This window comes from Streptomyces sp. AK08-02 (assembly GCF_033795085.1).
Classification (GTDB): Bacteria; Actinomycetota; Actinomycetes; order Streptomycetales; family Streptomycetaceae; genus Streptomyces; species Streptomyces echiniscabiei.
On record NZ_JARAZV010000028.1, the window covers coordinates 23,794 to 42,470 of the forward strand.

Annotated in this window: 13 protein-coding genes; 9 read left to right on the forward strand and 4 right to left on the reverse strand. The window is 70.5% G+C overall.

Annotation, left to right across the window (positions count from 1 at the left end; translation table 11 throughout):
- The first annotated feature begins 89 nt into the window (after positions 1 to 89).
- Together PV734_RS41715 and PV734_RS41720 are read left to right on the forward strand one after the other, a co-directional pair.
- Positions 90 to 1,736 carry a serine/threonine-protein kinase gene (locus PV734_RS41715; RefSeq protein ID WP_319092614.1) on the forward strand — a complete coding sequence of 549 codons (1,647 nt, stop codon included), beginning with the start codon at positions 90 to 92 and terminating at the stop codon, positions 1,734 to 1,736.
- A 95-nt stretch (positions 1,737 to 1,831) separates the two neighbouring features.
- Positions 1,832 to 3,544 carry a serine/threonine-protein kinase gene (locus PV734_RS41720; protein WP_319294621.1) on the forward strand — a complete coding sequence of 571 codons (1,713 nt, stop codon included), beginning with the start codon at positions 1,832 to 1,834 and terminating at the stop codon, positions 3,542 to 3,544.
- Between the two features lie 76 nt (positions 3,545 to 3,620).
- On the opposite strand, the gene PV734_RS41725 is transcribed toward PV734_RS41720, so the two are convergent.
- Positions 3,621 to 4,556 (reverse strand): hypothetical protein, encoded by a 936-nt coding sequence (locus PV734_RS41725; RefSeq protein WP_319294623.1) that lies wholly within the window; start codon positions 4,554 to 4,556, stop codon positions 3,621 to 3,623.
- Between the two features lie 273 nt (positions 4,557 to 4,829).
- Between PV734_RS41725 and PV734_RS41730 the strand changes: the two genes are divergently transcribed.
- From PV734_RS41730 to PV734_RS41745, 4 genes are all read left to right on the forward strand, one after another.
- Positions 4,830 to 6,332: a diacylglycerol/lipid kinase family protein gene (locus tag PV734_RS41730; RefSeq protein WP_319294682.1), complete on the forward strand. Its 1,503-nt coding sequence runs from the start codon at positions 4,830 to 4,832 to the stop codon at positions 6,330 to 6,332.
- Positions 6,329 to 8,158, forward strand: a complete 1,830-nt coding sequence (locus tag PV734_RS41735) for a serine/threonine-protein kinase (RefSeq protein WP_319294625.1) — start codon at positions 6,329 to 6,331, stop codon at positions 8,156 to 8,158. Before PV734_RS41730 ends, PV734_RS41735 begins: the two co-directional genes overlap by 4 nt.
- A gap of 193 nt (positions 8,159 to 8,351) precedes the next feature.
- Entirely contained in the window at positions 8,352 to 9,983 is a 1,632-nt protein-coding gene (locus PV734_RS41740) for a succinic semialdehyde dehydrogenase (protein ID WP_319092496.1), read from the forward strand.
- Between the two features lie 32 nt (positions 9,984 to 10,015).
- Complete coding sequence (locus PV734_RS41745) at positions 10,016 to 11,830, forward strand: GMC family oxidoreductase (protein ID WP_319294627.1); 1,815 nt, start codon at positions 10,016 to 10,018, stop codon at positions 11,828 to 11,830.
- Between the two features lie 119 nt (positions 11,831 to 11,949).
- Here the strand turns inward: PV734_RS41745 and PV734_RS41750 are convergent, their stop codons facing one another.
- The gene (locus PV734_RS41750; protein WP_319092493.1) at positions 11,950 to 12,978 is read right to left on the reverse strand and encodes an LAETG motif-containing sortase-dependent surface protein; all 1,029 of its coding nucleotides are present in this window, start codon (positions 12,976 to 12,978) and stop codon (positions 11,950 to 11,952) included.
- A gap of 223 nt (positions 12,979 to 13,201) precedes the next feature.
- Here PV734_RS41750 and PV734_RS41755 point away from each other — a divergent pair, with 223 nt between their 5' ends.
- Positions 13,202 to 14,365 carry a hypothetical protein gene (locus PV734_RS41755; protein ID WP_319092492.1) on the forward strand — a complete coding sequence of 388 codons (1,164 nt, stop codon included), beginning with the start codon at positions 13,202 to 13,204 and terminating at the stop codon, positions 14,363 to 14,365.
- Positions 14,366 to 14,893: 528 nt separating this feature from the next.
- Here the strand turns inward: PV734_RS41755 and PV734_RS41760 are convergent.
- Positions 14,894 to 15,157, reverse strand: a complete 264-nt coding sequence (locus tag PV734_RS41760) for a chorismate mutase (protein ID WP_319092491.1) — start codon at positions 15,155 to 15,157, stop codon at positions 14,894 to 14,896.
- A 434-nt stretch (positions 15,158 to 15,591) separates the two neighbouring features.
- On the opposite strand from PV734_RS41760, the gene guaA reads away from it, so the two are divergent.
- A complete protein-coding gene (gene guaA, locus PV734_RS41765; RefSeq protein ID WP_319092490.1) occupies positions 15,592 to 17,163 on the forward strand; it encodes a glutamine-hydrolyzing GMP synthase in 1,572 nt (523 codons plus the stop codon).
- Positions 17,164 to 17,181: 18 nt separating this feature from the next.
- Here the strand turns inward: guaA and PV734_RS41770 are convergent, their stop codons facing one another.
- On the reverse strand, positions 17,182 to 17,649 hold the full coding sequence (locus PV734_RS41770) for a pyridoxamine 5'-phosphate oxidase family protein (RefSeq protein ID WP_319294629.1): 468 nt from the start codon (positions 17,647 to 17,649) through the stop codon (positions 17,182 to 17,184).
- Between the two features lie 199 nt (positions 17,650 to 17,848).
- On the opposite strand from PV734_RS41770, the gene PV734_RS41775 reads away from it, so the two are divergent.
- Complete coding sequence (locus tag PV734_RS41775; protein ID WP_319092488.1) at positions 17,849 to 18,643, forward strand: class II aldolase/adducin family protein; 795 nt, start codon at positions 17,849 to 17,851, stop codon at positions 18,641 to 18,643.
- Positions 18,644 to 18,677 lie beyond the last annotated feature (34 nt).

Sequence of the window (18,677 nt, forward strand, 5' to 3'; positions counted from 1 at the left end):
GTCCCCGTAGGGCCCCCTGCGGTTCCCTCCGGCGTGGGCGCTCCTTAGTCTTGCCCCTGTCAAGACCATTGCGGGGAAACGTGAATCAGATGCAGGGCCAACTCCTCGCGGGCCGCTACCGGCTCGTCGACGTCATCGGCAGCGGTGGCATGGGCCGGGTGTGGCGTGCGCACGACGAGCTGCTGCACCGTGCCGTCGCCATCAAGGAGTTGACGGCCGCGCTGTACGTGTCCGAGAGCGAGCAGGCCGTCCTGCTCGCCCGGACCCGGGCCGAGGCGCGCGCGGCGGCGCGGATCAACCACTCCGCCGTCGTCACCCTGCACGATGTGCTCGACCACGACGGCCGGCCGTGGATCGTGATGGAACTCGTCGAGGGCAACTCCCTGGCCGACGAGGTGAAGGAGTCCGGGCGCGTCGAGCCGCGTGAGGCCGCCAGGATCGGCCTGTGGGTGCTGCGCGCGCTGACCGCCGCACACGCCGCCGGTGTACTGCACCGCGACATCAAGCCCGGCAACGTCCTCCTCTCCCACGACGGCCGCGTCCTGCTGACCGACTTCGGCATAGCCCAGGTCGAGGGGGACACGACCATCACCCGTACCGGAGAGATCGTCGGGTCGGTCGACTACCTCGCCCCGGAACGGCTGCGCGGCGACGACCCGGGACCGTCCTCCGACCTCTGGGCGCTCGGCGCCACGCTGTACACGGCCGTCGAGGGCCGGTCCCCGTTCCGCCGCACGTCCCCGCTGACCACCATGCAGGCGGTCGTCGAGGACGAGCCCGCCGAGGCGCGGTACGCCGGTCCGCTCGGGCCCGTCATCACGGCCCTGCTGCTCAAGGATCCGGCCGTACGGCCCGGAGCCGCCGAGGCCGAGCAGATGCTCGCGGAGGCGGCGGAGGGCCGACAGCCCCGCGCGGCCGAGCAGTATGTGCCCACGTTGAACAACCGGTCGGTGCGGGTGCCGGCGGAAGGGGAGGTCGGGACCTTCCGTATAGGGGGCGCGACAGCCGGTTCCACCACGGCTCAGCAGGGAACCGTCGTCGGCCCCGCCGCCCCGGGACGTTCGCGCCGCCGGTGGCGGACGATCGCCCTCGTGGCCGCGTTGGTGGTGCTCGTGGGCGGGGGCGGAGCGCTCGCACTCCATCAGTGGAACGCGCGTTCACAGACGGCCGGTTCCGACGTCTCGGACACTCCGCCCACCTCCGCGTCCGACGCCGCCTCTGCCACTCCTTCGACCACCCCGTCAGCCACTCCTTCCGCCACTTCCGCCGCCACCGACGTGCCGAAGGGCTGGACACGGGTCGACGATCCGGCCGGTTTCAGCCTCCCGTTGCCCCAGGGATGGACGCGGACGGTGACGAACGCGCAGATCGACTACTCGCCCGACGGCGGGAAGCACTTCCTGCGCATCGCCATCGACAAGGACCCGGACTTCGACGACCCCTACCTCCACCAGCTCGACCTGGAAACGCAGCTCAAGCGTCTCAGCGAGTACAGCAGGGTGAGCCTGGAGTCGAACGTCTACCGGGACCGCAAGGGCGCGCTCTGGGACTTCACCTGGACAGCCCTGGCCAAGGACTCGGAGTTCCCGGGACCGCGGCGGGCCATCGAGCAGGCGTATCTCGGCCGGGACGGAGCCGAGTACGTGATCTACATGTCCGCGCCGGCGGCCGACTGGGCGACCGCGCGCGAGCAGTTCACGACGGTACTGCGAGGGTGGCGGCCGAACTCCGGCTGACCGCGCCCCCACCCGCCGGGCCGGGTAGGCGGTTGTCGGTCATCCGCCGCTCACCGTCCCAAAGGCGCGTCCTCCGTTGGGGCATGATGAGGCTCATGGGGACCGAGGGGGAGAGCTTCCGAGTGATCGCCGGGCGGTACCGCCTGGAGGCGAGAGTCGGCCGGGGCGGTATGGGCGTCGTCTGGCGGGCGACCGACCAGCTGCTCGAACGGCGGGTCGCGGTCAAGGAGCTGACGCAGGACACCTCCCTCGCGACCGACGAGGCCCGGCTGCGGCGCGACCGCAGCCTGCGCGAGGCGCGCGCGGTCGCCCAGTTGCACCATCCGCACATCATCGTCGTGCACGACGTCGTCGAGGACGACGAACGCCCCTACATCGTCATGGAGTTGATCGAGGGCAGCTCGCTCGCCGACCAGATCTCCCGGCACGGCCCCGTCGACGCGGACGAGGCCGCCCGGATCGGTATCGCCCTGCTCGGCGCCCTGGGGACCGCCCATGCCGCCGGTGTTCTGCACCGGGACGTCAAGCCCGCGAACGTCCTCCTTGAGGACGGAACCGACCGGATCGTCCTCACCGACTTCGGTATCGCCCAGGTCGCGGGCGCGACCACACTCACCGAGAGCGGCTCCTTCGTCGGCTCGCCCGAGTACACCGCGCCCGAGCGGATGTCCGGCGTCCGGACCGGGCCGGAGTCCGACCTGTGGTCGCTCGGCGCGCTGCTGTGCACGGCCCTGAGCGGCGAATCACCTTTCCGGCGCGACTCGCTGGGCGGCATTCTGCACGCCGTCGTGATCGACGAGGTACGGCCACCGGCACAGGCCGCGCCGCTGCTGCCCGTCGTACGGGGCCTCCTGGAACGCGATCCCGAGCGGCGCCTCGACGCGGCGGAGGCGGAGCGGATGCTGCGGGCGTTCCGCGCGACAGGGCGGACGCCGAAGCTGTCGGCCGGGTACACCCCGGGCGGGCCGCAGACCCAGCGGCGCGAGGAATCCGGAGGCCGGGAGTCGACGCCGACGGTCTCCCTCCGCAAGGCGTCCTCCCGTACGCCGGACCGGCCACCGAGACCCTCGGGGCGGGCCGTACTCATCGCCGCGGTGCTGGTCGCCGCGCTGGCCGGGGCGGGGGTGTCCGCGGCGGCGCTGCTGATGCGGTCGGGGGACGGCGGGGGCGACTCGCCGAGGAACACGGCGTCGGCGACCGCGACGCCGACGGTGTCGGGGGCGTCGCAGGTGTCACCCGGTACGACGGGGGCCGTGCCCGGTACGTCGACCAGGTCGCCCGGTACGACGGGGGCGTCGCCGAGTACGTCGACGGTGTCGCCCGGTGTGGGGGCGACGGCCGGGGCCACCCCCTCCGCCGCGACCGCTCCCTCCGGCTACCGTCTGGCCCGCGACCCGCGCGGTTTCTCGCTCGCCGTTCCGGACGGGTTCACGCGGACGGAGCAGAAGGAGAGGGTCTTCTATCTGTCGCCGGGGGAGGTCTTCCGGCTCGGGATCAAGGTCGTCGACCCTCAACCGGGCGGCCCCCTCGCCGTGATGGAGCGGGCTGACGCCGACGGGGCGTCCACGAACCCGGGTTACCGCGACGGGCGGGTCACCGAGACCGTGCACGCGCGACACGCCGCCGCACTCTGGGAGTTCACCTGGGACGGCTTCAGCGCGGCCGAGGGGCCACGGCACACATACGACCTGTGCTGGGAGGAGGGCGGGCGGATGTACGACGTGTGGGTGTCGGCGCCCGTCGGCAAGGTGCGGGAGGCGAAGGAGTATTTCGATGTCGCCCTCGACACCTTCGCCACGAGTGGCTGACCGGAAAGCAAGGTAAAGCGGGGGATAGGGAGAGAAAGCGAGGGAAAGCGAGGGAAAGCGGGAGAGGCGGCAATTCTCAGAATCGGAGAGCCGCCCGGAGAATCGCCCGAAGTAGTCCCTTTCTGCCGGTCCGGCCCACCCGGAGAGTGAATCCGCCGCCGGGACGGGAAACCGGCTTCGCGTACCAAAGCCCCGTCCGACGCCACCACTTGGCAGCCGCCAACCGCTTCGGCAGCGGCGGCAGAGGCAACACCCGTTCCCCGAGCCGGAGTTCGCCGCTCCACACGCCCTGCCCCAGCTCGGCGACGGGCACATGGACGGTGAACTGCTCGCCGTGCGGGGGCCGTACGGCGGTGAGGACCACCGTCGCGCCCGGCTCCCGCTCGTTGCGCAGGTGCACGGTCAGCGCCCCGCGCGGGCACGCGCCGAGTGTGCAACGGCCGGTGATCAGCAGCTCGGTGGGTCGGCCGGCGTGCCAGCGGACGTCCCCGAACGTGATCCGCTTCAGCACCGGGTGCTTCCGCTCGCCGAGGTCGATCGTGTAGTTGCCGTAAGGGACGGTGGTGTAGAGCGTCACGGCACGTCGACCGCGTACGGTCTCCGTGATCCGCACGTCGGGACGGCCGGGCAGCCGGTCGGCCCGGCTGCTGCCTATGCGCACCTCACGCGTGTTCCCCCGGGTGCCGACGGCGAGGGAGATGTCCCACAGTCCGTCGTCGAGGGACGATCCGTCGGCGACGGTGTCGATGTCGAAGGTGGCCTCGAATCCGGCCCGTTCGTACGAGTACCGCCCCTCGTCCTCCTCGGCGCCCAGGCACGGGGACGGGACGCTCGTGACGGGCAGCCGGTACTCCGTGCCCGACTCCCGCTCTCGCAGGACGAGTTGAGTGGTGACGTCGGGTGTCTCCACCCGGCGCGGATACGCGTACCCGGCCAGCCGCACCCGGGTGCCTCGCAGTTCGGCCCGCGAGACGTGATGCCGTATCTCTGTCTTCGCCTCGGCCTCGGTCACTGTCCCTGTTTCGTGCTGTCTCAGGGAATTCGTCTCGGGCACGGCCATCGTCACGTTCTCCAGAAGGTGGGAAATGGGAAGTGCGAATACGCGCGCCGATACCGGGTCCGCGTGGCGACTGGCTCGTGAAGATACCGTGACCCGATCGTGTCTTCAAGGTAAGAGCACCGTGATCATCCCGCTCAGTGGGGTGAGCCGGGTCACCCTTGAATACCGCTTTGTTCCACCTGTGAGCAGGCTGAATACGAACTCTGCTAGAACGTCGACATGGACATGGGTACCGGCGTGAGCAACGAGCTGTTCGGGCGAGCGCATGCCCGGCAGCGCTGGGCGGCGCGCGGTGCGCTCGGAGCGGCCGGAACGGCGGTACTGCTGCCGATCGGCTACGCGGGCATGGGCAGCCTGCTGCTCGCGGCGGTCGGCGTGGGCGGAGCCGTGCTCACCGCGTCCAGCCTCTGGTGGGCGCTCGCCCGGCGCGGCCTCGTGCGGGGTGTGGGGGTGGTGCTCGCTGTCGCCACCCCTGTCGCCGTCGTCGCGCTCTTCGCCGCCGCCAACCTGCTGTGGCCCGCGACCGCGTCCCTCGCCCTGTGGGGCGCCGCCGTGTGGGCCGGGAAATTCGCGCTGAGCAGCACCAGATCCCATGTGATTCCGGTCCGCGAGTACGAGTCGCCCGCACCCCTGCGCCCGTTCCTCCTCATGAACCCGCGCTCCGGCGACGGAAAGGTCGAGCGTTTCCGGCTGCGCGAGAAGGCGGAGCGGCTCGGCGCCCGCGTCCATCTGCTCGACCCCGACAAACCGGAGCCCGAGGACGTCGTCGCCCTGGCCCGCGAGGCCGTCGCGGCGGGCGCGGATCTGCTCGGCGTGGCCGGCGGCGACGGTACCCAGGCCCTCGTCGCGGGCGTCGCCGCCGAACACGACCTGCCCTTCCTGGTCGTGTCCGCCGGAACGCGCAACCACTTCGCCATGGACCTCGGCCTCGACCGCGACGACCCGGCGGCCTGCCTCGACGCCCTCACGGACGCGGGCGGGGTGGAGCTGAGGGTGGACCTGGGCTTCCTCGACAGCGGCATCGGCGGCATCGACGGCAACAGCGGAGACGGAGCCGGTACGGCCGACAGCCGCCCCTTCGTCAACAACGCCTCCTTCGGCGCCTACGCCTCGATCGTGCAGAGCCCCGCCTACCGCGACGACAAGGTCGGCACCACCCTGGGACTCCTGCCCGAGCTGCTCACCTTCGAGCGCGGCGCGACGCTGACCGCCCGCGCCTACCCCCAGGCGCAGAGCCGGCCGGGGGAGACGGTCATCCACGCGCCGCAGGCCGTCCTGGTCAGCAACAACCCGTACCGCATGGACGACTTCGCCGGTCTCGGCCGCCGTGAGCGCCTGGACGCCGGCGCCCTCGGGGTGCTCGGCATCAAGGTCGAGGACGCGGCCCAGGCCGCCGAACTGCTGCTCGGCCGGTACGCCACCGGCCTGACCGTCGTCACCGCCCACGAGGTCGTCATCGAGGCCGACCTGCCCGAGATCGAGGTCGGCCTCGACGGCGAGGCCCTGGTCCTGCCCACCCCCGTGCGCTGCCGTGTCGAAGCGGGCGCCCTGCGCGTCCGCGTCCCCCGCCACCGGCCCGGGGTGCCCGCCCCCACGCCCCCCATGGACTGGCGGCGACTGCGCAAACTGGCGGCGACGGTGGGCCGTACGGCGCTGCCCCGCCGTACGACGGACGCCCTGGACCGGCGTCGACAAGCGTCCGCCCCGCAGGGTAGGGATGGGGCATGAGCTACGGCGGGGAAGGCGGCGCGAACAGGGGCGGGGGGAACGGGGGCCGCGACGGGGGCAACAAGGGCGATGTGGGGCGGCTCGTCGGCGGCCGGTACCGGCTGACCGAGCGCATCGGATCCGGCGGTATGGGCACCGTGTGGCGGGCCCAGGACGAACTCGTCGAGCGTGAGGTCGCCGTCAAGCAGCCGAGGCTGCCCGGGGACCCGCAGGACGCCGCCCACCAGCGGACAGCGCACCGCCTCCACCGGGAGGCGCGGGCCGCCGCGCGCGTCGACCATCCCTCGGCCGTCTCCGTCCACGATGTCGTCGTCGAGGACGGACTCCCCTGGATCGTCATGGAGTTGGTGCGCGGCGAGTCGCTGCACGAGGTGCTCCAGCGGGGCCCCGTGAAGCCCGCCGAGTCCGCGCGCATCGGCCTCGCCGTGGTCGGCGCGCTCAGCGCCGCGCACTCCGTCGGGATCGTCCACCGGGACGTGAAACCCGCCAACGTCCTGCTCGGACCGCACGGTCGGGTCGTTCTCACCGACTTCGGTATCGCCCACATCATGGGCGAGGAATCCCTCACGATGAGCGGGGAGTTCGTCGGTTCCCTGGAGTTCATCGCGCCCGAGCGCATGTCCGGCCGGGGCGCCGGCCCCTCCTCCGACCTGTGGTCGCTCGGCGTACTCCTCTACGCGGCGGTCGAGGGCTGGTCCCCCTTCCGCCGTACGACGCTGGAGTCCACGCTCGCCGCGATTCTCGCCGCCGAGCCGGTCAAGCCCCAACAGGCGGGCCCGCTCGGCCCGTTGCTCGTACGACTGCTGGTGAAGGACCCCGCCGAGCGCCCCGACGCGGACGAGGTCACCGCGGCTCTGGAAGCGGTCGCCAAGGGCTGGCCGCTGCCGAAGGCGGCCGAGCGGGGCGAGTTGACGAAGGCTCAGGAGGCTTCCGGGATCAGGGAGTTGGCGGAAGACGCGGGGACGGTACGGCTGAAGGCGGAGGGCCGGGCGCCCGAGTCCGACCCCGAGCCCCCTCCTCCTGCTTCCCCTACCTCCACCCCTACCCCTTCCCCCTCTGCTTCCGGATCCGGGCCCGGGACGGTCGTACCCGGCGGTGCCGTGCCCGGGGCGCCCGGCACCGGGGCCTCACCCGAGACCCGTGCCGTCTCGCTGTCCGCGCCGAAGGCTTCGCGCCGCGGCCGTTCCCGGCGGGTGATCCTCGGGGTGCTGGGCGGCGCGGTCGCGCTCGTTGCCGTGGGCGCGGTCGTCGAGGGCGTGGTCGTGAGGACCGGCGGTGAGGACGCGGCCGTCGCGGTGGAGGAGCCGGGCGGCACGCCGGAAGCCGTACCCCCCGTCCCCGTACCGCCGACGGAGGCCGAGCCCACCCTCGACGGCTGGACGGCCCACGACGAGAAGGACCTCCGGGCGGTCCTCGCCCTTCCCCGCCAGTACGTCCGTTTCCACGAGCAGGGCGACGCCGGCGACCAGCCCCGGATGGCGATCTACGACAACGACGCGGTGATCCAGGTCCGCCTCACCCTGTGGGACAAGGCGCCCCGCTCGCCCCTGGGCCAGGCGAAGGAGGCCGCCGACACCTGGGCCGGATACGGCGAGTCGACCACCCGGTACACCGACACGACGGTCGGCGGCTACAAGTCCGTCCAGGCCGACACCACCTACGACACCGAGGGCAGGCTCGTCCGGGTCATGCAGGTGGAGATCCTGACCGACGACGGCAGGCTGTACGAGCTGCGAGTGGACATGCCCAAGGGGACGCCGGACGAGAAGCGGGGGACGGACGTCTTCAAGGAAGCGCGCGACCGGCTCCAGATCGACAGGGCGTGACTCCCGCCCGGGAAAAAGTGACGCATCCCGCTGTTCCTCGGGTGAGCGCGTGGCGCCCAACGCCCTGATCAGCAGATTTGTTGCCAGTACTCACTGGCGGCATGCCGCTGCGGGCCGACGCCGTGTGCGTACTCGGTGAATCCGGGTTACCCATGGGTACCCAAAGCCTCCGAGCCGTCATACCCTGCGGCTCATGACGGACTCGCAGGCCCCGGTAAAGCCCGGCACCGACGCCCCCACCGGTACGAACCCCCTGGCACCCGCGCCCACAGGCGCCCGCACCGCCGCCGACGTGGTCACCCCCGAGCTGGTCGCCCAGCTCACCAAGGGTGTCGTCGGCTCCGGTCGCACCGCCAACCACACCCCGTTCACCGGCGAGAAGCTGGCCGACCTGCCCGAGTCCACCCCCGAGGACGTGGAGAAGGCGTACGAACGGGCCCGCACCGCCCAGGCCGTGTGGGAGCAGACCCCGGTACGGCAGCGCGCGGCCGTGCTGCTCCGCTTCCACGACCTGGTGCTGGCACGCCAGGCCGAGGTCCTCGACCTCATCCAGCTGGAGACCGGCAAGGCCCGGCTGCACGCCCACGAGGAGGTCCAGGCCGTCGCCGTGGCCGCCCGCCACTACGGCCGCATGGCACCCCGGTACCTGAAGCCGAAGCGGCACGCGGGCGCGATGCCCACCCTCACCAAGGTCACCGAACTGCGCCACCCCCGTGGGGTGGTTGGCCAGATCGCCCCCTGGAACTACCCGCTGGAGCTGTCGGTCGGCGACGCGATCCCCGCGTTCGTCGCGGGCAACGCGGTCGTGATGAAGCCGGACACGGAGACCTGTCTGACGGCCCTGTGGGCCCGGGACCTCCTCATCGAGGCCGGTCTGCCCGCCGATGTCTTCCAGGTCGTTCTCGGTGAGGGCCCGGTCATCGGCCCCGAGGTCGTCAAGCACGCCGACTACGTCTCCTTCACCGGCTCCACCCGTACCGGCCGCGAGGTCGCGCAGGGCGCCGCCGCGCGTCTGGTCGGCGTGTCCCTCGAACTCGGCGGCAAGAACGCCATGTTGGTCCTGGACGACGCCGACATCGAGAAGGCGGCGGCGGGCGCGGTCCGGGCCTGCTTCTCCTCCGCCGGGCAACTCTGCATCTCCATCGAGCGGTTGTACGTCCACGAGTCGATCGCGGACGCTTTCGTCGAGCGCTTCGCGGCCCGCACGAAGGCGATGCGGCTCGGCAAGTCCCTCGCGTACGGCGCCGACATGGGCTCACTCGTCGGCGAACGCCAGCTGGAGACGGTGACGAAGCACGTCGACGAGGCGGTCGCGAAGGGCGCGAAGGTCATCGCGGGCGGCACGGCCCGTCCGGACATCGGCCCGTACTTCTACGAGCCGACCATCCTCGACGGCGTCGAGACCCCGATGGCCGTCTGCTCGGAGGAGACCTTCGGCCCGGTCGTCTCCATCTACCGTTTCAAGTCCGACGACGAGGCGGTGGCGCTGGCCAACTCCACGCCGTACGGCCTGAATTCCTCGGTCTGGACGAAGAACGGCGCCCGTGGCCGAGCCGTCGCCGCCCGGGTGCGCTGCGGCACGGTCAACGTCAACGAGGGCTACGCGGCCGCGTACGGCAGCGTCCAGTCACCCATGGGTGGCATGAAGGAGTCCGGCCTCGGCCGCCGCCACGGCTCCGAGGGCATCCTCAAGTACACCGAGGCGCAGACGGTCGCCCAGCAGCGACTGCTGCCACTGGCCCCGGCCCTGGGGATGGACGACGAGAAGTACGCGGAGTTCATGAGCAGGAGCCTGAAGGTCATGAAGGCCCTGCGGCTGCGGTAATTAGCGTTTTCTGTTCTCAACGAGGAGAGCAAGTGCCGTACGACCACGACGACGACCATCAGTACGACTACGACGTCATCGTCGTGGGCTCCGGCTTCGGCGGCTCCGTCACCGCCCTGCGGCTGACCGAGAAGGGGTACCGGGTCGGCGTACTGGAAGCGGGCCGCCGCTTCACGCGCGACACGCTCCCCAGGAACTCCTGGGACCTGAGGAACTACCTCTGGGCGCCCAGGCTCGGTCTGTACGGGATCCAGCGCATTCATCTGCTGGGCAACGTGATGGTGTTGGCGGGCGCGGGTGTCGGCGGCGGTTCGCTGAACTACGCCAACACCCTCTACGTACCGCCGAAGCCGTTCTTCGACGACCCCCAGTGGCGTGACATCACGGACTGGCAGGAGGAGCTCGGGCCGTACTACGACCAGGCCCGGCGCATGCTCGGCGTACGGCTCAACCCGACGATGACCCCCTCCGACGTCCATCTGAAGGCGGCGGCCGAGCGGATGGGCGTCGGGGACACCTTCCACATGGCGCCGGTCGGGGTCTTCTTCGGAGACGGGGCGGACGGAGAGGCAGGGGAGGGCGCGGTGCGGGCCGCGCCGGGGGAGCAGGCTCCCGATCCCTACTTCGGGGGCGCCGGGCCCGCGCGCAAGGCGTGCACCGAGTGCGGTGAGTGCATGACCGGGTGTCGGCACGGCGCGAAGAACACCCTCAACGAGAACTACCTCTACCTCGCCGAGAAGGCGGGCGCGGTCGTTCACCCCCTGACGACGGTCGTGTCCGTCACGGACGACTCGCGCGGCGGCTACGCGGTGACCACACTCCCGACGGACGCGAAGCGGAAGGGCGCGGGCCGCACCCTCACGGCCCGCCGTGTCGTCCTCGCGGCCGGTACGTACGGCACTCAGACCCTGCTGCACCGGATGAAAGCGGGCGGTCAACTCCCCTACATTTCAGACCGGTTGGGTGAGCTGACCCGTACCAACTCGGAGGCGCTGGTCGGCGCCCAGACCGACGATCGCCGCTACCGCAAGGTGACCGGGGAGGCGAAGGTCGACTTCACGCGCGGAGTCGCCATCACGTCCTCGATCCACCCCGACGGGAACACCCACATCGAACCGGTCCGCTACGGCAAGGGCTCGAACTCGATGGGAGGTCTGTCGATCCTCCAGGTCCCGTACGCGGAAGGGTCGTCCAGGGCCCTGGGCTGGCTGGCGAACGCGGCCCGTCACCCGCTGCTGGTCCTGCGCTCGGTCTCCAACCGGCACTGGTCGGAGCGGACCATCATCGGTCTGGTGATGCAGTCCCTGGACAACTCCCTGACGACCTACCTGAAGCCCAAGGGCGCGGGCAAGGGCCTTCTCACGGCCCGTCAGGGTCATGGCTCCCCCAACCCCAAGCAGATCAGGGCGGCGACGGAGGGTGCCTCGGCGATCGCCGCCGAGATCAACGGCTTCGCCGGCAGCAACGTGGGTGAACTGATGGGCATGCCGCTGACCGCGCACTTCCTCGGCGGCTGTCCGATCGGCGACTCACGGGAGACGGGCGTGATCGACCCGTACCACCGTCTGTACGGCCATCCCGGGATCTCGGTGGTCGACGGCGCCGCGGTCTCCGCGAACCTCGGCGTCAACCCGTCCCTCACGATCACCGCCCAGGCCGAACGCGCGGTGTCGTACTGGCCGAACAACGGCGAGGCGGACCCGCGTCCGGCCCAGGGCGCGGCGTACGAACGTCTGAGGCCGGTCGAACCGAAGTCACCGGCCGTCCCGGCGGAGGCGTTCGGCGCGCTGCGGCTGCCGTTCCTGGGGATTCCGTCGGTGCCGAAGAAGACGACCCGACCGGCATGACCGAGGTGTGGCCGCAGATCCGGAGGGACCGAATCCCGACGGCCGGACCCTGAAAAAACCAAAGAGAAGGACCCGCGCCCCCCTCCGAGCGCAGGTCCTTCTCTTGTCCTTGTGGAGGCTTACGCCTCCGTGCCCGCCTTCCGGCGACGCATCGCGAACACCGCACCCGCACCGGCGACGACGGCGACACCGCCGACCAGGCCGATCATCGGCAGGGCGGAACTGGAGCCGGTGTCGGCGAGGTTGCCGGTCGGCAGGTCGGAGACGTTGCCCTGGGGCTTGTGGACCGGGTCCTTGGAGCCGTTGTCGCTCGGCGTGGCCGAACCCGGGTCGGTGTTCGAGGAGCCGGCCTTCAGGACCTTGAAGTCGTACTGGGCCCAGCCCTCGGCGATGCAGTCCTGGCCGTCGACGTTGTCGATGTAGGCACCGGAGCCGAAGGAGTAGGCGTCGCCCGCGGGGGCCTGCTTGTCGATGCTGACGCGCAGGTCGACGGACTCGCTGGCCCCGGCCTTCAGCTTGTCGACGTAGAAGAAGTAGTCGCCGGCCCAGTCGTCGTCGCCGATCCGGTCCCACTTGCCGGTCTCGGGGTTCTTGAACTCCAGGTCGACGTACGGGCTGAGGAACTTCGCCTCGTCGAACTCGTAGTTCTCGATCTCGGCGTAGAAGGCGACACCCTTGATGTCGGTCTTCGAGTCGTTCGTGACGACCAGCTTGAAGCCGTGGAAGCCGTCACCCGCGACGATCTTGCCGGGCAGGCCCTTGATGTCGGCGGACACCTGGGCGTCGCTGTAGTCCTCGTCGAGGTCCTCGCAGAACGGGACGTCCGGGTCCGTCGGGTTCTCGCTCGGCTCGGCGGAGACCGAGGGGGAGGCGGAGACGGAGGGCGAGGCGGAGTCGCTGACGCCCGCGCTCGGCGAGGCGCTGTTGGACGGCACGTCGGACGGCAGACCGGTGTCGGACGGCGCGGGGTTCGAGGGGGTCGCCGACGTGCTGTCGCTCGGGGTCTGCGAGGGCGTCTCGGTGACGGCCGTCTCGCTCGGGGAGGCCGAGGGCGACTCGTCGGCGAACGCGACGGGCGCGGACAGCAGGGCCAGCGGGGTTATGACAGCCGTCGCCGCTGCGGCGACCATGGCACGGCGAAGCTTCATGAAGACCTCAAGATCTCGGAACATCCAGGTTCGGGGCACAGTCGTTGCCCCTGGTTCTGAACGTGTGACATGCGGCGGCTGTGAATGGTTGCTCTTCGCTCACAGAAAACTTATGTGTGCTGGGTCACATCTGGACTGCCCCCACGGGATTTGGGTAGTCGACGCAGGTTTTGAGTATGTGCTGGTTGTGGAGACGCTTTCGGATCACCTAGAAATATCCCTCGTGTCTGATAATCAGTCCGGCGGCAAGCCGTCCGAAGAGCCCGAGCCGTCGGTTCCCGACGACATATGGGAGAAGTTCACCCGCGACACCGAGCGGGACATCCGTGGCTCCGCACCGAAGGAACCGTCCGCACGGGCGCGGATGGTCACCGAACGGCTGCGCCAGCAGGACGCGCGGGGCGAACAGCCCGCGGGCTGGCGCACCGACCCCGCCCGGCGGACGGCCGAGGAGCGCGCGGCCAGGCGCCGGCGCTGGTGGGGGGTGATCGGCGTACCGCTGGCCATCGCTGTGGCGGTGGTGGCCATGAAGCCGTCCCTGCTCCCCGGCGACCCCTTCGGTTCCGGCGGGTCGGACGCGACCGCCGATGCCTCGCCGCTGCCCGAGGAGACGGCGGCACCGTCCGCGCCGCCTTCGGCGGTGGATCCGGATGTCCCGACTCTCGCCAGGCCGTTCGCCGGATCACCGGCCGAGCGGTACGCGAACGGCGCGGCCGGCATCGTCCTGCCGCGGGCCAGGGCGATCGGCTCGTTCTCGAAGGCCGAGGTGGAACGGGTGTTGCGGCAGAGCAAGCAGTTCCTGGTCGATGCGAACCTCGACCGAGGCACCCTGCGCGGCGGACGTCCCGAAGCCGCGCTCAAGGCGATCGACCCCGCCCAGAAGGACCTGCTCGGCGACCTGAACGACTCCCTGCGCAGACCGGACAAGAAGCGTGACCCGCTGTTGATGTTCAGCCGGTTCGACCCCGCCGAGGTGCGCCTGACGGGTGAGGTGATCAAGACCCGCGGCCGAATGACGTTCGAGGCGGGCAAACGCGACACCGTTGTCGTGCGTGCCGACTACACCTTCGTCTACCCACTGGTGCACGCGGGCGCCGGCGCCACCGAGGTGGCCCGCACCATCGTGCGCCGGGTGCTCGACATCACGCTCTACGACCCGGCCAAGTACCAGGTGACTCCGGGGAAGATCAGCGTCTCGCGCTACGACAGTACGTTCGGCAACTCGGACTGTGACGTGAACGACGGCTATTTCCACCCGCACTTCGACTCGGACACCGCTACGACGGGCGCCGACCCCACCGGTCCCACCATCGACCCCTACGATCGCCGGGACGAAGGGGTAGCCAAGCTGGGCGACGGTGAGTGCGGGACCGTCACGCGTTCCTGACACCCGGTTCCGGACGCGGCAAAGGGCCCCGCGGGGCGGAGCCGCGGGGCCCTTCTCCGTCAGCACCGGCGTCAGGGCAGCGCCGGTGCCTGGGGGAAGCGGCGCCGGGGGGTTGCGCCGCGTTGTTGGTCTGTACCCACGGTCGGCGCCCCGGCGTACAGGGGGCGCACGCCTGGTCTGGACCAATGGCGGTTGGGGATCGCAGGGCAATGCACTTGCCTGCCAAGGGACTTGGGCTGTTCCTGCATCGTGCTGGAAGGTCACCGAGTGCGCAACCTTTTGACCCGGACTCGTACTCTTTGGCCCTTGTGCTGCAGTCGACCGTGTTCCGCTGTGCCGGCCGGCTCCGGGCGTCCCCGGGGCCGACCGTTCTCCGGGGGGTGACCGGGCTGCTGTCCCCTGCCGTCCGGTCACAACCCTGGAGCCACGCGTGGTTTGTGCGGGCCGCCCCTGGCTGGCGCGGACACCGGTACCAACGAAGGCGGCGTACGGCGGTCACGCGCCGGACGGCGGAGAAGGCGCCCGAACTCAGATACGACCCCGGCACAGCTCCAGCAGCGTCATCGCGAGGGACGTGCCGGGCCTGCCCAGCGCGTCCCGGTAATGGCTGAGGACGTCCATCTCACGGGACAGGTTCACGCGCCGTCCGCCGGAGGCGATGCGCGTCTCCTGGACGACCGCGGACACGGCCATCCGTTCCTGCACGAGGCCGATGATCCGGTCGTCGAGGGCGTCGATACGGGCACGCGCGTCGGCGATCACATCGGCTGCGGCTGTGTCGGTGGTGGTCATACGGGGCTCCTTGTCACATGGGACGGAGTGCCCCGGACCGACAGACCCCGGAAACGACAGGTGCCCCGGGCCTTGTCGGCCCGGGGCGCCTGGGAAGTCGCTTGTCAGTTGCTCAAGCAGCACGACCATGGCAGCCGGTGGGCCGGTTGCCATGGGTAAAGAGGAAGGTCGGGTGCGTGAGCATGGGGGTCAGTGTGCATGGGGGAGGACACCTTTGCAAGGCGGTGTTTCTGTCTTTCGGGGCGGCGGGGCTGACGGCAACCCCTTCAGTGCCGCCCCGGGCACCTCCAGCCCGTCCGGCGTTTGAGGACAAGGCCCGTTCAGGGCCGGAGCGGGGGCCTGGGGGCGGCAGCCCCCAGAAGACGGCAAGGTGCCCAACCCCACCCCGGTAGAATCACCCGCACAGACCCCCGCCCAACCGCCGGAAGGCCCCCGTGTCAGCAGCGACCCCCGCCCCCGACACCGTCCTGGTCGTCGACTTCGGTGCGCAGTACGCCCAGCTCATCGCCCGCCGAGTCCGCGAGGCCCGGGTCTACAGCGAGATCGTGCCGAGCACCATGCCGGTCGAGGAGATGCTCGCCAAGAACCCCGCGGCGATCATCCTCTCCGGCGGCCCCTCGTCGGTGTACGCGGAGGGCGCCCCGCGCCTGGACCGCGCGATCTTCGAGGCCGGCGTCCCGGTCTTCGGCATGTGCTACGGCTTCCAGCTGATGGCGACCACCCTCGGCGGCACGGTCGACAACTCCGGAGCGCGCGAGTACGGCCGTACACAGCTGGCCGTCACCAAGCCGTCCTCCACCCTCTTCGAGGGCACCCCGGCGGACCAGTCGGTGTGGATGTCCCATGGCGACGCCTGCTCCGCCGCCCCCGAGGGCTTCGCGGTCACGGCGTCCACGGACGTCGTCCCGGTCGCCGCCTTCGAGAACGACGAGAAGAAGCTCTACGGCGTCCAGTACCACCCCGAGGTCATGCACTCCACGCACGGCCAGCAGGTCCTCGAACACTTCCTCTACCGGGGCGCGGGTCTGACCCCGTCCTGGACCACCGGCAACGTCATCGACGAGCAGGTGGCGCTGATCCGTGAGCAGGTCGGCGACAAGCGCGCCGTCTGCGGCCTCTCCGGCGGCGTGGACTCGGCGGTCGCCGCAGCCCTCGTCCAGAAGGCCATCGGCTCCCAGCTGACCTGCGTGTACGTCGACCACGGGCTGATGCGCAAGGGTGAGACCGAGCAGGTCGAGAAGGACTTCGTCGCCTCGACCGGCGTCACCCTGAAGGTCGTCGACGCCGAGGAGCGCTTCCTCAACGCGCTCGCCGGGGTCTCCGACCCCGAGGAGAAGCGGAAGATCATCGGGCGCGAGTTCATCCGCGTCTTCGAACAGGCGCAGGCCGAGATCATCGCCGACGAGGGTCCCGAGGTCGCCTTCCTGGTACAGGGCACCCTCTACCCCGATGTGGTCGAGTCCGGTGGCGGTACCGGCACGGCCAACATCAAGTCCCACCACAACGTGGGCGGGCTGCCCGAGGACCTCGAGTTCGAGCTGATCGAGCCGCTGCGCAAGCTCTTCAAGGACGAGGTCAGGATGGTCGGCCAGGAGCTGGGCCTGCCGGACGAGATCGTCCAGCGCCAGCCGTTCCCCGGCCCCGGCCTCGGCATCCGGATCGTCGGCGAGGTCACCAAGGACCGCCTCGACCTCCTCCGTGAGGCCGACGCGATCGCCCGCGAGGAACTGACCGCCGCCGGCCTCGACCGCGACATCTGGCAGTGCCCGGTGGTCCTCCTCGCGGACGTGCGCAGTGTCGGCGTCCAGGGCGACGGCCGTACGTACGGTCACCCGATCGTCCTGCGCCCGGTCTCCTCCGAGGACGCGATGACCGCCGACTGGTCCCGCCTCCCGTACGAGGTCCTGGCGAAGATCTCGACCCGCATCACCAACGAGGTCGCCGACGTCAACCGGGTCGTCCTCGACGTGACGAGCAAGCCGCCGGGCACCATCGAGTGGGAGTAGTCCCGCGGGCGGTCCGGCTCACGTCCGCCTGAGGGTGCGTGCCGGTGCTCCGGGCCGCCAGACCTGGACGACCAGATACTTCTCGTCCTCGACGTACGTCCGCACGACCTCCGTCAGCTCGGTGCGGAAGAGGTGGAACGGCTCCGGTGGTTCCACCTCTTCGGTGTACGCGGCCTTGGCGGTCGGATCCTCGACCTCGTACGCGCGCCCGCTGACGCGTACGTCGCCGCCCGCCGTGTCCGTCCCCGGGCCGGGGTTCGTCTGGAGGGCGAAGCGGGGGTCGCGGTACAGGTCCCGTGCCTTCAGCGAGTCCGGCATCATGGCGAGCCACAACTCGCCCTGCAGGAAGCGGACTTCGAGACCGGAAGTGCGAGGCGACCCGTCCTTGCGGAGGGTGGCGAGGGTGTGGTGGTCGAAGGCCCGGAAGCGTTTTTCGACGGTTTCGGCCAGGCCGGGTTCCGCGGTGGTGAATACTGCCCAGTTCATGGGGCCGAGTCTGACGCGGATACCCGACATCCTGTGACGTGTATTCGCCGGTGCCTTGTCGGTGTCGCGTCGGTGCCTCACGCCCCTGGTCCAGATATCTCTTTCATCTCGTCGCACATCTCTTCGCAAACATCCCTGTTCTCCTGCGCGGACCGACGGTAACTTCCGATCCGTAAAGGAACCCAGTGCTGGAGGACCTATGCACGGGCCCACTCCGCCCCTGCCGCTGCCCACCGACCAGCTGCAGTTCGCGATGCCCCCGATGTACGAGTCGCTCGACGACGAGCGCAGGCACCGCAAGGAACGGCTGGCCGGGGCGATCAGACTCTTCGGCCGCTTCGGTTTCGAGGACGGTGTCTCGGGGCACATCACGGCGCGCGACCCGGAGTACAGCAACTGCTTCTGGGTGAACCCCTTCGGGATCCCCTTCAAGCAGGTCACCGTGAGTGACCTCGTCATGGCCAACCAGGACGGCCAGGTCATCGAGGGCCGCTACCACGTCAACCAGGCGGCCTTCACCGTGCACGCCCAGGTGCACGCCGCCCGCCCGGACGTCGTCGCCGTGGCCCACTGCCACTCTGTGCACGGCCGCGCCCTCTCCGCCCTCGGTGACCTCCTCGACCCGATCACCCAGGAGAGCTGCGCCTTCTACGAGGACCACGCGCTGTACGACGCGTACACGGGCGTCGCCGTGGACGCCGACGAGGGCCGCCGGATCGCGTCCGCGCTGGGCTCCCGCAAGGCCCTCGTGCTGCGCAACCACGGGCTGCTCACCGTGGGTGACTCGGTGGACGCTGCGGCCTGGTGGTTCGTGTCGATGGAACGGTCGAGCCAGGTCCAGCTGACCGCGCGGGCGGCGGGCCGGCCCATCCTCATCGACCACAAGCAGGCGGTCTCGATGCGGGAGCAGCTCGGCGGTGACCTGGTCGGGTGGATCAACTACCAGCCCCTGTGGCGGGACATCAGCAGAAGCGAACCCGATCTGCTGGGTTAGCCGCAGCGCCCCGCACGAGCCGGCGGCACCGAGT